Annotated in this window: 12 protein-coding genes; 8 read left to right on the top strand and 4 right to left on the bottom strand. The window is 72.4% G+C overall.

The window, feature by feature from the left end; translation table 11 throughout:
• Window positions 1-94: 94 nt before the first annotated feature.
• Complete coding sequence (locus PV419_RS42625) at window positions 95-1,942, top strand: aminotransferase class I/II-fold pyridoxal phosphate-dependent enzyme (RefSeq protein WP_319698309.1); 1,848 nt, start codon at window positions 95-97, stop codon at window positions 1,940-1,942.
• A 31-nt stretch (window positions 1,943-1,973) separates the two neighbouring features.
• Window positions 1,974-2,402, top strand: coding sequence for a hypothetical protein (locus PV419_RS42620; RefSeq protein WP_319698307.1), 429 nt, complete (start codon window positions 1,974-1,976; stop codon window positions 2,400-2,402).
• 53 nt (window positions 2,403-2,455) lie between these two features.
• On the opposite strand, the gene PV419_RS42615 is transcribed toward PV419_RS42620, so the two are convergent.
• Entirely contained in the window at window positions 2,456-4,237 is a 1,782-nt protein-coding gene (locus tag PV419_RS42615) for a carbamoyltransferase (protein WP_319698305.1), read from the bottom strand.
• A gap of 547 nt (window positions 4,238-4,784) precedes the next feature.
• Between PV419_RS42615 and PV419_RS42610 the strand changes: the two genes are divergently transcribed.
• The 4 genes from PV419_RS42610 (at window position 4,785) to PV419_RS42595 (ending at window position 10,133) form a co-directional block, all read left to right on the top strand.
• The gene (locus PV419_RS42610) at window positions 4,785-5,096 is read left to right on the top strand and encodes a LamG domain-containing protein (RefSeq protein ID WP_319698304.1); all 312 of its coding nucleotides are present in this window, start codon (window positions 4,785-4,787) and stop codon (window positions 5,094-5,096) included.
• Window positions 5,097-5,274: 178 nt separating this feature from the next.
• Window positions 5,275-8,625 (top strand): glycosylhydrolase-like jelly roll fold domain-containing protein, encoded by a 3,351-nt coding sequence (locus tag PV419_RS42605; protein WP_319698302.1) that lies wholly within the window; start codon window positions 5,275-5,277, stop codon window positions 8,623-8,625.
• A gap of 148 nt (window positions 8,626-8,773) precedes the next feature.
• The gene (locus PV419_RS42600) at window positions 8,774-9,220 is read left to right on the top strand and encodes a hypothetical protein (RefSeq protein ID WP_319698301.1); all 447 of its coding nucleotides are present in this window, start codon (window positions 8,774-8,776) and stop codon (window positions 9,218-9,220) included.
• Between the two features lie 10 nt (window positions 9,221-9,230).
• Window positions 9,231-10,133 (top strand): hypothetical protein, encoded by a 903-nt coding sequence (locus PV419_RS42595; protein WP_319698299.1) that lies wholly within the window; start codon window positions 9,231-9,233, stop codon window positions 10,131-10,133.
• 459 nt (window positions 10,134-10,592) lie between these two features.
• Here PV419_RS42595 and PV419_RS42590 read toward each other — a convergent pair whose 3' ends face one another.
• A complete protein-coding gene (locus tag PV419_RS42590) occupies window positions 10,593-11,753 on the bottom strand; it encodes a PP2C family protein-serine/threonine phosphatase (protein ID WP_319698298.1) in 1,161 nt (386 codons plus the stop codon).
• Window positions 11,754-11,833: 80 nt separating this feature from the next.
• On the opposite strand from PV419_RS42590, the gene PV419_RS42585 reads away from it, so the two are divergent.
• Window positions 11,834-12,622: an Fpg/Nei family DNA glycosylase gene (locus tag PV419_RS42585; RefSeq protein ID WP_319698296.1), complete on the top strand. Its 789-nt coding sequence runs from the start codon at window positions 11,834-11,836 to the stop codon at window positions 12,620-12,622.
• A 33-nt stretch (window positions 12,623-12,655) separates the two neighbouring features.
• Here the strand turns inward: PV419_RS42585 and PV419_RS42580 are convergent, their stop codons facing one another.
• Together PV419_RS42580 and PV419_RS42575 are read right to left on the bottom strand one after the other, a co-directional pair.
• The gene (locus tag PV419_RS42580) at window positions 12,656-13,627 is read right to left on the bottom strand and encodes a CU044_5270 family protein (protein ID WP_319698294.1); all 972 of its coding nucleotides are present in this window, start codon (window positions 13,625-13,627) and stop codon (window positions 12,656-12,658) included.
• Window positions 13,624-14,172, bottom strand: a complete 549-nt coding sequence (locus PV419_RS42575) for a sigma-70 family RNA polymerase sigma factor (RefSeq protein ID WP_319698292.1) — start codon at window positions 14,170-14,172, stop codon at window positions 13,624-13,626. Before PV419_RS42575 ends, PV419_RS42580 begins: the two co-directional genes overlap by 4 nt.
• Window positions 14,173-14,277: 105 nt before the next feature.
• On the opposite strand from PV419_RS42575, the gene PV419_RS42570 reads away from it, so the two are divergent.
• A partial coding sequence (locus PV419_RS42570) for a cbb3-type cytochrome c oxidase subunit I (protein WP_319698291.1) occupies window positions 14,278-14,576 on the top strand: 299 nt, incomplete at its 3' end.

Raw genomic sequence — 14,576 nt, 5'->3', positions numbered from 1 at the left:
AGTGCTGTGCGCTGCCCTCGGGTCCCGCGCGCCTGTGTGCTCTTTGGCTCGACTAGGCCAAGACGCCCGCGCGTTCGCTGCCCTGGACCCCGCGGTGCTCGAGCGCCCCACCCTCGTCGGCGGCGGCTCCCTGCACAACCCGACCAACCCCGCCCCCACCCCCCACGCCATCGATGAGCTGGTCCGCCGCGCAGAGGAGCTGGGCGTGCCCCAGATCCTCGTGCCCAACGTGCGCCGCAGTGACGACACCGGCGCGCTGCGGGCAGCCGGCCTCGTCCCTGTCGCCGCCGAGAGCGAGTGTGTCGTCCGGCTGCCCGGGGAGCCGGCGGCGGGCGCTTTGGACGATGTCCTGCGGGAGCGCGTCGGTGCCGAGCAACTCGGCGAACTGCGGCGCCGCCACGAGGAGGTGTCCCGTGACGTCGCCTGGGAGCACATCCCGCTGACTGACCTCGACGGGAAGCCGTGGGCGCGGGATGCCTTCGTGGAGCTCCACCAGCGCCGGGCCGAGCGCGACGGAGGCCACGCCAACCTGTACAACGCCGACGCCCTCGCCGCACTGGCACAGGGAGAGCTGGCGGACCGTACCGAGATGTTCGTGTGCCACAGAGAGAACACCGTGGCCGAGGCCGGGCTCATCACGCGGTCCCACAACGGCAGGGGGCTCTACGTCCTCACGCGGGCCATCGACCACGACGATCCCGATGCGCGCCGCGACTTCTCCCTGGCGTCCGCGTACCGGCTGTACCTCCACGCCCGTCACTCCGGCCTGGACTGGGTCCATCTCGGCCGGGGGGAGGCGCACCACATGCGGCGCCTCGGAGCGGACCTGTTCGTCCCCCTCGACCACTGGCTCCGCGCCCCCGGCCTCGCGACCCCGGAGAAGGAGGAGCAGGCGCTGTCGGAGTTCGCGACGCCCCCCGTCGCGGCCGTGCCGGTCCCGGGTCCGGCCCGCTTTCGCCATGTGCCACGGTTCGACCAGATCGACCTGTCGAGCAACACCAACCCGTTCCTGGGTGCCGATGGCAACTATCCCGACCTGGACACGGCTGAGCTTGCCCACACATATCTGACGACCATCTCGAAGCTGCCCGGTCACGACGGCGTCGGTGCGTTGAGCGCGGAACACCTGCTGTTCACCAGCGGAGCGGTGGACGGCGTCCTGCTGCTCCTGGCGGCGCTGGCCTCGCCGGGCGAGGGCGTCTGCGTCACGCCCCCCACCTTTCCGCTCTACGGCCACTTCGCCCGCGTCCTGCGCCTGCCCGTCACCGAGGTGCCGCTGGGTGGCGACGATCTGTCCCAGGTCGACACCGAGCGGATCCTGGCGGCTGATCCGCGGGTGACCTTCCTGTGCGATCCGGGGAACCCCTCTGGCACCAGGATCGATCCGGTACAGGTGCACGCCCTGGTGACGCGCGGCCGTGGGCTGGTGGTGATCGACGAAGCCTATGTCGAATTCAGTGAGAAGCCCTCGTACGCCGGGTTGGTCGGCCAGCACGACAACCTCATCGTGCTCAGGACGCTCTCCAAGGCGTGGGGCCTGGCCGGCGCGCGCTGCGGGATCGCCCTGGCCGACCCCGGCATCATCGAGGCGCTGCGGCGGGTGCAGGTGCCCTTCGGGTTCACCAACGCATCGCAGCGCGCCGCGCGGGACCGGCTGACCAACTCGCAACCGGTGCTCGACGGCATCCGGCGCATCCGTGCGGAGCGCGATCGGATGGCCGGGGTACTGGCCGACCACCCCGCCGTGGATCGAGTGTTCCCCTCGGAGACCAACTTCCTGCTGGTCCGGTTTCACAAGCACGAGCGCGTCGTGGAACAGCTGAGCGGTGCGGGGATTCTCGTCGCCGATGTAGGGCGTCTCGTCCCCGATACCTGCCGCATCACCATCGGCGATCAGCGTGCGAACACCGCCCTGCTCGAAGCACTCTCCTCTGCTCTGTGAGCCATACCGTTCAGCCGAAAGGATCCGCTTCGTGGGTAACGATTCTTGCTCCGATTCCCCCCTTTCCAGCACTGTCGTCGCCGAAGGGTTCGATCGCTGGAGCCCCGCGCTGAAAAAGGAATTCGACAACAACGCCCACAACGGCTGCGTCGGTCAGTCACTGTTGAAAGAGACCGATTCGCTGCGCATCTGGGAGACCCACCTCCAGCCGGGCGAGCGGATTCCTGTCCATCGGCATGTCCTGGACTACCACTGGATAGCCCTCACAAGCGGCCGGGCCCGTCAGCACAACAGCGATGGCAGCACGCGAGAGATTTCCTATGTCCGCGGACAGACCCGGTATTTTGATGTCGCGACAGGGCGATGCCATCTGCATGACCTGAAGAACATCGGCGATGAAGTTCTGTCGTTCCTGACCATCGAGACAAAGGGCGGCCCCAACGAGCCCATTCAGCTCTGAAAGGCTTGAAGGACGTCGGCCCGCAGGGCGAAACCGCCCTGCGGGCCGACGGCTCACCCTTCCTTCTTGGTGATCACGAACCGGTCGATCACCAGGTAGTCGATCTCGGTGGCGAGGAAGCACTCCAGCGCGTCCCGCGGTGAGCAGACGATGGGCTCACCGGCCACGTTGAACGAGGTGTTGAGGAGGCAGGGCACCTCCGTCCGCGCCGTGAAGGCGCGCAACAGCTCCGCCAACGCGGGGTTCTGCCGCTCGTCGACCGTCTGGACCCGCGCCGTGCCGTCCACGTGACAGGCGCCGGGGATCCGCTCCTGGTATTCCTTCCGCACCGGGAAGACGAACGTCATATAGGGGGACGAGGTCTTCTTGCCCAGCTCGAAGACGCGCGGAGCCTCGGATTCGAGGACGACGGGCGCGAACGGGCGGAACGGCTCCCGGTGTTTCACCCGGAGATTGATGATGTCCTTGATGTCGGGGAAGGCCGGGTTGGCGAGGATGCTGCGGTTGCCCAGGGCGCGCGGTCCGAACTCGGCGCGGCCCTGGAACCAGCCCACGACGTTCTTCCCGGCCAGCAGCTCCGCCGTCCTGTCGGCGACCGCGGCGGCGTCGGGCTCCTCCTGCCACTCCACGCGGTCCGCGTACTCCGCCAGTGCGTCCAGGACCTGCCTCTCGCCGTACGAGGGCCCCAGGTAGGGGGTGGTGACCGTGTTGACCGGCCGATTCCTGAGACCGGCGGTGTACACGGCCGCGCCGATGGCGACGCCCGGGTCGCTGGCCCCGAAGCTGACCTCCATGCCGGTGAAAGACGACCTCTCCAGCATCTTCGTGTTGGCCACACAGTTGAGCGCCAGGCCGCCCTCGAAGAGCAGGGTGTCCAGACTGGAGGCCGCGGTCAGCGTCCGCAGCTGATGAGCGGTGATGGCCTCGACCATGTGCTGTGCCAGCCCGGCGACCTTGACCCGGAAGTCGAACTGCTCGCGCTTCTCGCTGTCGCCGCCGAACAGGCTGTCGAACAGCGCGTAGTAGGCCCCGATGTCCCGGGGGATGGAGATGGTGTACGAGCCGTCCTCGTGCAGCCGTACGACGTGTTCGAGCAGTGGGTTGTGCTGCGGCGGCGGGCTGTACGCGGCCAGGCCCATCACCTTGTACTCGTCGTTGTTGGGCACGAACCCCAGGTAGCGGGTGATCCGTCCATAGGCCACCCCGAGCGAGCTGGTCATGGGGACGGTGCTGTCCTCGAACAGGCTGACCACGCCGTTCCGTAGCTCGCCCATGACGGAGGACAGGGTCTCCGCCCGGCCGTCGCTCACGAGGAAGGCGGCGTCCCCCCCGCCGGCCAGGTAGGCGCCGCACATGAGATGGGCCAGGTGATGGGGCACCAGGGTGAGCTTGTTGGGATCCAGCTCATAGCCGGTGCGCTGGACGAAGTCGCTGTACACCGCCTCGCGGCTGAGCATGTCGGTGTAGAGCTCACCCGTGCTGCGCAGGGCGTCGAACTTCGCCGTGACCGGCATGTCGGAGTCACATATCTGCGAAATCATCCCCTCGGCCACCGTCGGCGAAAAGCGCCAGGGGAAAGCGAAAACATCCACCTGGTCGAGGTCGACACCGGCGGAGTCCAGGCACCACTTGATTGCGCTGACCGGAAAATCGGAGGTCTTCTTGACCCGGCTCAGCCGCTCCTCCTCGATCGCCGCGACCAACTCGCCGTCGATCACCAGAGCCGCCGCGGCGTCGTGACCCACCAAAAGATTACGGCCGACACCAGTCGCCCCGTAGAGACGTCCGAAAAGCTCCGCACCTCTGCTGAATCCGTTGTAACCGAGCACGATCACTGGCTCTCAGCCTCCCAAGCTCGACAGTTGCGGCAAGAGGAACAGGTTACTCGGCTCGCATACATGAGGGATAGGCATGATGCGTCAACAGATGATGGTTTGCTTTGCCGGGCGGCGGCATCCCCGGGAGAAATTCGCACCGAATGTCGTACCGCTCAATATCCGGCACGCGGGGAGGATTTCCCGTGCCGATGTCCGTCGCCCGGGCCCAGGGCCCGAGGCCCGGTCGCCGGGCCGGTCCGCCGACCGGACCGCCAACCGGACCGTCGGCTGGTGTCGGTGCCGTGGCTGAATCGTGTCAACTTCTCTGGACCGCACAACCCTTGACGCCTGGCCGCATACGCCCATAGCTTCCTGGCCATCAAATCGAAACGTTTCAACTTCGGGCAGGTCGCGACCCCGGGACCACCCTGCCCCCGAAGGAGACGCACCGCCATGACCGGATCCGGATCAGTCGCAGGGCCCTGTATGAACCGCAGACGGGTGCTGCTGACGGGCCTGCCCGAACTCACCCCCGTTGCACCGGCGCCGGCAAGGCCCGCGCGGCGTGGAGGATCGCGGGCATGGAGGCGAGGATTACCTCGACGCCTCGGCCGCCCTGGAGCCGGGCCGGTGGACCCATCTGGCGCTCACCCTCGGCGGCGGCACCGGCGTGCTGTACGTGGACGGCGATGAGGCCGGGCGCAACGAGGCGGTGGTCTCCGGACCGCTGCTGCTCGGCGCGACCGCCCGCAACTACCTCGGCCGCTCGCAGAACCCGGCCCCTCCGTATCTGCACGGCGCCGTGGCCGACTTCCGCGTCCTGGGGCGCGCCCTGACCACCGCCGAGGTCGCAGCGCTGCATCGCCGCGACAGCTGAGCCGGCTGCTCCGGCTGACCCGTACCCCTCACCTCACCTCTCACCTCACCTCCACCTCTACCTCCACTCCCGTCCGCACCCCTGTCCCCGCCTTTGTCCCTCTGGGAGCATCCTCATGCCCGAAACCGGCGCACCAGAGCCCGAAAGACCGATCCGACCGAGCAGGCGCCACTTCGTCATGGCCTCCGGGGCGGTCGTCACCGCACTCGGCACCGGCCTGCCCGGCGCGGCCCCGGCCCACGCGGAGTCCGCGGCCGGCTTCCCGGCCGCCCGGTTCGCCGACCCCCGCCGCGACAGCCGCCCCACGGTGTACTGGTACTGGAACGGACCGGTCACCCACGAGCTGATCGACCGCCAGATGGCCGAGTTGCGAGACAAGGGGATGTACGAGGTCGTCATCTTCCCCTTCGACAACGCCGAGATGAGCCCGGTGTTCTTCAGCGAGGGCTGGTTCGACGCGGTCGGACACGTCCTGGCCGTCGCCGAGCGGACCGGGATGCGGGTGTGGGTGTTCAACGACAACCACTTCCCCAGCGGGCGCGCCGCCGGGCTGATCGTCAACGGCGGCACGGTCGGGAACCGCCACTACCCGGCCCGCCCCGAGCTGCGGCTCAAGGCGCTGTGGCGGTCCACCACCGTGGTGGAGGGACCGGCCACCGTCGACCTGTACGAGACCACGGGCGTCGGCGTCGAGAGCGGCCGGCTGGTGGCCGACGCCGCGGTCCTCGGCGGCGCGGCCGTGTTGCGCCGCGGGGCCCGCTGGGGCGACTGCACGGTCACCGGCAGCGCCAAGGCCGAGACCGCCGCCGCCGGTCTGCTGCTGCGCGCCTCCGCCACCGGAGACGAGGGCTATGTGGTCGAGTTCGACCAGACCGGGGTGGTCACCATCTCCCGGCGCAGCGGCGGTGAGCGGACCGAACTCGCCCGCAGCACCCGCACGGACGGCTTCAACCGGACCAAGTTCCACACCCTGCGGGTGACCGTCAGCGGCGCCACGCTCGCCGTCCGGCTGGACGACAGGGACAAGGGCACGGTCACCGACGACGCCCACCCGGCGGGCAGTGTCGGTGTGCACGCCACCGGTACCCAGCGCGCCCTGTGGGAGGACCTGACCGTCACCGCGGCCGACGGCACGGTCCTCTACCGCGAGGACTTCGCCGACCCGGCCGCCCCCGGCGAGTTCGCCCCGCGCCGCGGACCGGAGACCGCCGCGCCGGTGGCGGCCGCCGCCCGCCCGGTTGGCGCGGCCGACGCCACGCGGCTGGTCGAGCTGACCGAGCGGCTGCGGACCACCCGCCGCTGGGAGGTGCCCGCGGGGCGGTGGCAGATCGATGTGTTCGGCGGGACCGCCCTCGTCGACGACACCCAGGGCTACAGCCGCGCCTATGTCGACCTGCTCGACGAGAAACCCGTCGAGCTGCTGCTGGACATGGTTCCCGGTGAGTACCACCGCAGATTCGGCCGCTACTTCGGCACCGTCGTGCCCGGCTTCTGGGACGACGAGCCGTTCTTCGCCTCCGCGGAACCGCACTTCAAGCGCTTGCCCTGGTCGCCCACGCTGGAGGCGGCCCTGCGGGCGGTCGGCGCCGAGCCCGGCCGGGCGTACGCCGCGCTCTTCGACGACGGCCTCGGCCGGGAGGGCCGGGTGCTGCGCGGGCGCTTCTGGCAGGCGGTGTCCGACCGGTTCGCGCTCTCGTTCCGCAAACAGGCCCGCTGGCACGCCGAGCGGCGCGTCGCGCTGATCACCAACCCGCTCTACGACGAGACCGCCCCCGCCAAACGCATCGCCTCCACCGGCGATCTGCACAAGATCAACCAGTGGGCGCAGATCCCCGGCGGGGACATCATCACCGGCGAGTACGAGGCGGGCAAGCCCACCATGATCCCGCGCAACCCGGCCAGCGCCGCCCACCAGGCGGGCCGCGAGCGGGTGTTGCTGGAGGCCTTCGGCAACATGGGCTGGCAGGTCGCGCCCGCCTTCGCCCACGCGCTGCTGGGCGCGGCCGCCGCTCGCGGCGTCAACATGACCGTGCTGCACGCGCTGTGGACCGACGAGACACGGGTCTACTTCCCGCCGCCCTTCGGTCCGCGAGCCCCCTGGTGGTGGGCGATGCGCCCGCTGGCGGACTGGACCGGGCGGGTGATGGAGTCCGTTCGCGGCACCTCCGGCGCCCGCACCGCCCTGATCCAGCCGCAGCGCGCCGCCGAACAGTGGCGCGGCACCGACCGGGGCACCGCGCTGGACACCGCGTTCGGCGCGGCCGCCCGGGCGCTGGAGAGCGCCCAGACCGATTTCGACCTCGTCCACGAGGGTGCCCTGTCCGGCGACCGGGCGCTGCGGGACCAGGCCCGGACCGACGGCGACACCCTGGCCATCGGCCACGCCCGCTACGCGGTGGCCGTCCTGCCGGACACCCCGGTCCTGGACGCCGCCACCGCCCGTACCCTCGCCGAGTTCGCCCGCGGCGGCGGCACGGTCCTCGCCGTCGGCGAGCTGCCCGGCCAGGAGGCGGGCGGCGACGACGCCGCGCTGCGCCGCGCCCTGCGGGCCCTGTTCCCCGAGCAGGTCCCGGGCAGCCGCCGGGTCGGCCGGGGCCGGGCCGCGCGGGTCGCGGACCCCGCCGCGCTGGGCGAGGCGGTCCGTGCCGCGGGCGCGGCGGCCGCCGTGCTCGATCCGCCCGCCGCCTCGGTGCTGGTGCTGCGCACCACCTCCGGCCGGGACACGGCCTTCCTGCTCAACAACGAGAGCGCCGAAACGGTGGTCACCGAGGCGGTCTTCCCGGTCGGCGGCGCACCACAGCTGCGTGACCCCGCCACCGGCGCGGTCACCGCCGCCCCCGTCCACGACGTGGCCGGCCGGCCCGGCGCCGAGGCCACCCGGCTCCCGCTGCGCCTCCGTCCGTACGAGACGCTGGCCGTGGTGTTCCGCGCGGGCGCCCGGGCCCGCCCTCATCTGACCCGGGCGGAGCTCCCGGTCACCGCCGTGACCGCCGACGACGGCCGACTGCGCGCGAAGGCGCTGGCCGACGCCCCCGGCCGGTACGCGTTCACCGGTACCGACGGGCGCCACGCCTACCGCGGCGAGGTCCAGGTGACCGACCCGCTGCGGGCGATCGCGCTGGACGGCGACTGGACCCTGACCCTGGAGCGGGACGGCGCCGAGCCCGTCGTACGGCCGCTCGGCAGCTGGACCGACCTGGATCCGCGGTTCTCCGGCAGCGCCACCTACACCAAGGACATCACCCTCACCCGGGCGGACCTGGACGGCCGCCGCCTCCACCTCGACCTCGGCGAGGTACGCGAGGTGGCCCGGGTGACGGTGGGCGGCACCGCGCTGCCGCCCGCGCTGTGGGCCCCGTACACCGTGGACGTCACCGACCACCTCCGCCCCGGCGTCAACTCCATCGCCGTCCGCGTCGCCAACACCCTCGCCAACGAGCGTGGCAAGGCACTGCCGTCCGGGCTGCTGGGGCCGGTGGCGCTGCGTCCGCTGCGCCCGGTGACGGTCCGTCTCACCCGCGCCGCCTGACCTGGGCCCGACCGACGCCCGCCCCGCGGACCGCCCCGTGCCCGCCCCGCGCCCGCCCCGCGCCCGCCCGGCGCCCGTTTCGCGTCCGCGCGCGCCCGACTTCTGCCCGTATCCCTCCCGGGCCCCCGACCACTCACGGAGACTCCCCATGGACCGACCCCCGCGGCCACCACTGCGCCGCAGACGTCTCGCCCGGCTCGTCACCACCGCCCTCGCGGCCCTCGCCGCCCTGGCCTCCACCGTGCCCTCGGCGGCCCCCGCCGAGGCGAGCGACACCGGCCGTCCCACCGCGCTGCGCACCGGGGCCCTGCGGCAGGCGCTCGGCATCGACGACACCACGCCCGAGCTCAGCTGGCGGCCGACCGTCACCGGCCGGGAGACCCTGCAGCGCGCCTACCGCGTACAGGCCGCCACCAGCGCGGCCCGGCTGGAGGCGGGCCGCCCCGACCTGTGGGACTCGGGCCGGGTCGGCTCCGCCGCGCCGCGGACCACCTACGCGGAGCGCGCCATCCGTCTTCGAGACCGGGCTGACCTCGCCGAAGGACTGGTCCGCCCGGTGGATCGGCCACCCCGACTGGCAGCGACGCGGCCGTGAGGTCACGCCCGTGGTCGTCGAGCTGCCGAAGACCACCGCCCGCTATGTGCGGCTCGACGTCACCCGGCTCGGACTGCCGCTCGCCGAGGGCGACTTCCCCGCCCTCACCCGGCGGCTGCAGCTGGCCGAGGTCGAGGTCCGCGACGACGCCGATCCCGAAGGACCCGACCTCGCCAAGGGGGCGGCGGTCACCGCCTCGGAGAGCAACACCGTCCGCAAGACCTGGGAGCCCGCCCTCGCCGTGGACGGACTCACCAACAGCGGGGCGCAGACCGCCGCCGGGTACGCGAGCAAACCGCACCCCGACGCCGACGTCTCCGCCACGCCGGTCACCCTCACCCTGGACCTGAAGCAGACCGCCCGCTTCGACCGGGTGCTGCTCTGCCCGCGCGCCGACGTCCTCACCGCCGACGGCCGGGTGCCGGGCTTCCCCGTCGACTCCACCGTCGCCACCGCGGACGCGGCCACCGGCCCGTTCACCGAGGCCGCCCGCGTCACCGGGCAGACGCCGCCCAGGCCGCCGGGACCTGGAGCTTCACGTCCGTATACCAGTCCGTATCCGAACCGCGGACCGGGAGCGACGCATGAGCGAGGCGAACCACCCGAGCAGGAACCACCCGAGCACGGACGGCCCGCGCCGCCGCACGCTGCTCGGCCTGGGCGCGGCGGCCGGGGCGGCCGCGGTCCTCCCGGCGACTGCGGCGATTGCGGCTCCCGCCGCGGCGCGCGGCAAGGCCACGCGGCCCGGCTTCGCCGCCGCGTTCGCCTCGCCCGGCCGCGCGGTGCGGCCCAAGTTCCGCTGGTGGTGGCCGGACGGCCTGGTGGACCCGGCCGAGATCGCCCGGGAGGTCGACCAGATCGCCGACGCCGGGGTTCGGCGGAATGGAGGTCGCGGCCGTCACCCACAGCCTGAGCGAGCCGATTGACGCTGTGCGCCACGGCTGGGGGACCGCGGCCTGGGGCGCCGGTCTGGAGAGCGCGCTGCGCCAGGCCGACCGGCGGGGCCTCACCGTCGATGTGACCATCGGCCCGGCCCGGCCTGGCCCGCCGCCGTACCCACCGTTACCCCGGACAGCGACGCGGCGGCCCGCGAGCTGGCCCACGGCCTGGTCGTCTTCCAGGGCTCCCAGGGCTCCTACGCAGGCCCGGTGCCGCCGCCGGTGGTGGCACCGGCCGAGGGCGTGACCGCCCGGAGGCTGCTCTGGGTGCAGGCAGCCCGCGTCAGCCCGGCCGGCGCACCCGCCGCGGCCCCGGCGCCGCTGCCGCTGGACCGGGACTCGGTCACCGACCTGACCGCGCTGGTCCGCGACGGGGCGCTCCAGTGGACCGCGCCCGACGACGGCCAGCGGGCGCTGTCACCGGCCCGCGGGAGCTACGGGTCGCCGGGCGGCCCGGCCCCGGGGGAGCCGTCGGCCCGTTCGATCAGGATCATCGCCGCGTCGTCGGCCAGGTGCCCCTCGGCGTGCCGGACCAGGGCCTGGCGCAGCCGGTCCAGGTACTCCTCCGGGGTGGCGCCGTCCAGGATCTCCAGGGTCTCCCACAGCGGGAAGAACTCGTGGGAGCGGTTGCGCGCCTCCAGCACGCCGTCGGTGTGCAGCAGCAGCCGCTCGCCCGAGGCGAACGGGTAGCTCTCGGTGGCGATGGGCGGGCCGGTGAGGAACTCCTCCAGGCCGAGCGGCGGCAGCGGGCGGGTGGGGGCGAGGGGCCGTACGCATCCGCCCTGGACGATCAGCGGCGGCGGATGGCCGCGGTTGATCAGCTGGATCGTCGCGTCGTCCGGCACCTGCGCCAGCAGTACGGTGACGAACTGCTCGGCCTGCTCCTCCCAGTTCCGCGGGTCGGTCCGGTCCAGCAGCGCGTACTCCCGCTGCAGCGCGGCCGCACAGCGGTGCATGACCTCGGCCAGGTCGCTCTCGTAGTGCACCGCCTCGCGGAAGGCGCCCAGCACCGCGGCGGCCGACCGCACGGCCGCCAGCCCCTTGCCCCGTACGTCCCCGACGATCAGACGCACCCCGAACCGGGTGGTCATCGCCTCGTAGAGATCGCCGCCGATCTGCGCCCCCCGCTCGGCCGCCAGATACACGCTGGCGGCCGTCACCATGCCCATCCGGTTGGGCAGCGGCCGCAGCACCACGTTCTGGGAGACCTCGGCGATCCGCCGCACCTGTGTCAGCTCGCGCGTCCTGCGGACCCGCACCGTGCTGCCCACCACGCTCGCGATCGCCACCAGCAGCAGCGCGGTCATGTTGGCGTACACCTGCTGGGTGCCCCAGGCATGGTTGACGGTCGCGGTGGTCGAGCTCACCCCGATGGCGAGCAGCCCCACCACGCTCGTGCCGAGCGGCCCCATGGTCACCGCGGCCAGTGCCGCGGCCGGGGACAGCAGGGGGCCGGTGTAAATGACATGGGCCGGCGAGAACTCGATCGTGATCACGGTGACCAGGGCCACGAAGGGCAGGCACCGCGCAACCGCGAAGAGCCTACGGCTGTGACCGTACGCCCCCCGGTCCGCCGAAGAGCGGATGAATCGCATAACCTGCTACTTTAATCGGATTACGGGATATTTCGGAGTTACCGTTCTGTAAAGGCCGTGAATCACGAGGGTGTGGCGCTATGCCAGAGCTGCCCGATGTGGAGGGTTACCGGCGGGTGCTGGCCTCCTGCGCGGAGGGCCGCCGGGTGGAGCGCGTCGAGGTGAGCGACGCCGGAGTGCTGCGCGGGGTGACGCCTCAACGGCTGCGGCGGGAGCTGACCGGCCGCCGCTTCGACGCGCCGGAGCGGCACGGCAAGTGGCTGATCGCCCCTACCGACGGTCCTACCGTACTCCTGCACTTCGGGATGACCGGAGACCTGCTGTGCCGCCCGCACGACGACCCGTCCCACCCGCACGACCGCGTCACCTTCGTCCTCGACGACGGCCACGACCTCCGCTACCGGGACCAGCGCAAGCTGCGCGGCCTGTGGCTGGCCGCCACCGGCGCCGACGTCGACCGGATCCTGGGGGACCAGGGCCCGGACGCGCTGTCCGTGAGCCGCGCCGAACTCGACAAGCGGCTGGCGGGGCGGCGCGGACGCGTCAAGGCGACCCTGACCGACCAGTCCGTCGTCGCCGGGCTCGGCAATCTCCTCGGCGACGAGATCCTGTGGCGCGCGGGCATCCACCCGGCGCGGCGGACCGCCGATCTGACCCCCGAGGAACGCGCCCGGCTGGAGCGCGCGATGCGCGGCGTGCTGCGCACCTCGGTGCAGGCGGGGCACGTGCCCACCAGCCCCTCCTGGCTCACCGGCCGCCGCGACGACCCCGACCCGCACTGCCCGCGGTGCGGCGGCCCGCTGCGCCGCGGCCGGATGTCCGGGCGAACCACGACCTGGTGCCCCCGCTGCCAGCCGGACGGATCATGACGAACGGATGGAAACAGGTGACGGCCGGAGCGCTCACGACAGCCAGGCCGTGTACGAGAGCACATCGCCCGCCTTGACCCGGTACTCGGGGTCGTCGTGGGTGCAGGTCTCCTCTACATCGAGCACCCTCCCGTCGTCCGGGTCGAGGACGACCATGCGCTGCAGCTCGCCCCCGGTGCGCACGAACGCCTGCCCCTCCCGGCCCATCCGGTCGGTGACCCGGCCGGCCGGGCGCAGGCCCGCGTCACGGGAGAGCAGGGTGGCGAGGTTCGCGATCTCGCGCGGACCGGGTGTCCACACGCGGAGGAAGTCCTGGACCGCGCCCAGCAGCTCGTCCGGGTCGCGGTCCGCGTCCGGGTGCCAGACGGCGAGATAGTCGCGCAGCGCGGCGGCGCCGGCCGGCGGCGGCTCGAAGAAGCTCTGGTTCGCGCCGCTGATGCCCGGCGGGTAGTTCTCCCGGCGCACCACCTTGCCGTCGTGGACCGTACGGGGCGGGAAGCTGTCGTCGATGACCGGGCGCCCCGGGTGGCGGGGGTCGGTGGCGACCACGAGCAGCGAGCCGCTGCCGTCCGCGTTCCAGCGGGTCAGCGTCTCCTGGGGAACCGTCACCGCGTCCTTCCCCGACTCCAGGCCCATCGACCAGTCCTGGACATGACTGCCGCGCACCGACTTCCCGGGCTCGGCGGCCGCCGCGGCCCGGGCCCGGCGGGCGATCTCCGCCAGCGATACGTCGGCGCTGGAGGCATGCGGCCGCAGCGCCACCGGGGCGGCCACGGCCGGGGAGGAGGCCGGGCCCGAGACGGTCAGGGCGATCGCGACGACCGCGCCCGCCGTCGCCGTGGCCACGCCCACGACGACCCGCCGGACGGTACGGCGCCGGCGGGCGCCGGCCACCAGCTGCCGCAGCCGTCGCTCGCCTTCGCCGTCCAGCGGCCGGTCCCGCCAGCGGTCGGCGTCGGCGGGGACGGGGTTGGCGCCGCGGAGCAGATCGAGTTCGTCGGTCATTTCCGTTCATCCTCCGTGCTCGTTCGCGCCGGTACCGGGACAGCCCCGCGCACCGTGTCGATCTGCGCCCGCAGCCGCTGCCGGGCCCGGTGCAGCCGCATGGCCGCGGCCGACCGGCCGCACCCCAGGGCGGTGGCCAGCTCCTCGACGGTGAGCTCCTCCCACGCCGTCAGCTTCAGCACCTCCTGATCCGCCTCGGTGAGCCGGTCCAGCGCCTCCAGCACCCAGGAGCCCGGCCGGTCGGCGTCCGGGCTCGCCACGGTGCGCTGACCCCCCGTCACCTCATGATGGCCGAGCCTGGCGAGCAGTCTGCGGTACCGCCCGCGCCCGCGCACGGCGTTGGCCAGGCAGTTGCGCGCCACCCCGTACAGCCAGGGCAAGGGCGCATCGGGCAGCTCGCGGCGGCGTCGCCAGGCGACGGCGAACACCTCCGCCACCACTTCCTCGACCTCGCTCGGCTGGCCGTCCAGCCGTCGCGCCACGAAGCGGCTCACCGCCCAGTAATGCTCACGGTAGGCGGTGTCGAAGGCTTCGTCGGGGCTCATGCCCGGTAGGTGTCCGGCACGCCCCTGATCATCACACCTACGGGAAAGTTTCTTTTTCCCGCCTCCCCTGTGACGATCGAGCAGGGTGCCGGACACCTACCGGGCATGAGTAACAACAGTGTTGTCGCGGCACCGGCGGCCCCGCCCACGCTCCGCAAGAGCCCCGGTTCCGCGGCCGTGAGGTGGTTGACCACCACCGACCACAAGACGATCGGCACGCTCTACCTCGTCACGTCGTTCGCGTTCTTCTGCATCGGCGGTCTCCTGGCGCTGTTCATGCGCGCCGAGCTGGCCCGCCCCGGTCTGCAGATCATGACGAACGAGCAGTTCAACCAGGCGTTCACCATGCATGGCACGATCATGCTGCTGATGTTCGCCACGCCGCTGTTCGCCGGCTTCGCGAA

It is taken from the genome of Streptomyces sp. ME19-01-6 (assembly GCF_033793745.1).
Lineage (GTDB): Bacteria > Actinomycetota > Actinomycetes > Streptomycetales > Streptomycetaceae > Streptomyces.
The sequence above is the reverse complement of the archived record's forward strand: the minus strand, read 5'-3'. Positions and strand labels throughout refer to the sequence as shown.

Coding starts and splice junctions, on each gene's coding strand:
- PV419_RS42605 (WP_319698302.1), top strand. CDS start 5,275: ATGGCCTCCGGGGCGGTCGTCACCGCACTCGGCACCGGCCTGCCCGGC.
- PV419_RS42600 (WP_319698301.1), top strand. CDS start 8,774: ATGGACCGACCCCCGCGGCCACCACTGCGCCGCAGACGTCTCGCCCGG.
- PV419_RS42590 (WP_319698298.1), bottom strand. CDS start 11,753: ATGCGATTCATCCGCTCTTCGGCGGACCGGGGGGCGTACGGTCACAGC.
- PV419_RS42585 (WP_319698296.1), top strand. CDS start 11,834: ATGCCAGAGCTGCCCGATGTGGAGGGTTACCGGCGGGTGCTGGCCTCC.
- PV419_RS42580 (WP_319698294.1), bottom strand. CDS start 13,627: ATGACCGACGAACTCGATCTGCTCCGCGGCGCCAACCCCGTCCCCGCC.
- PV419_RS42575 (WP_319698292.1), bottom strand. CDS start 14,172: ATGAGCCCCGACGAAGCCTTCGACACCGCCTACCGTGAGCATTACTGG.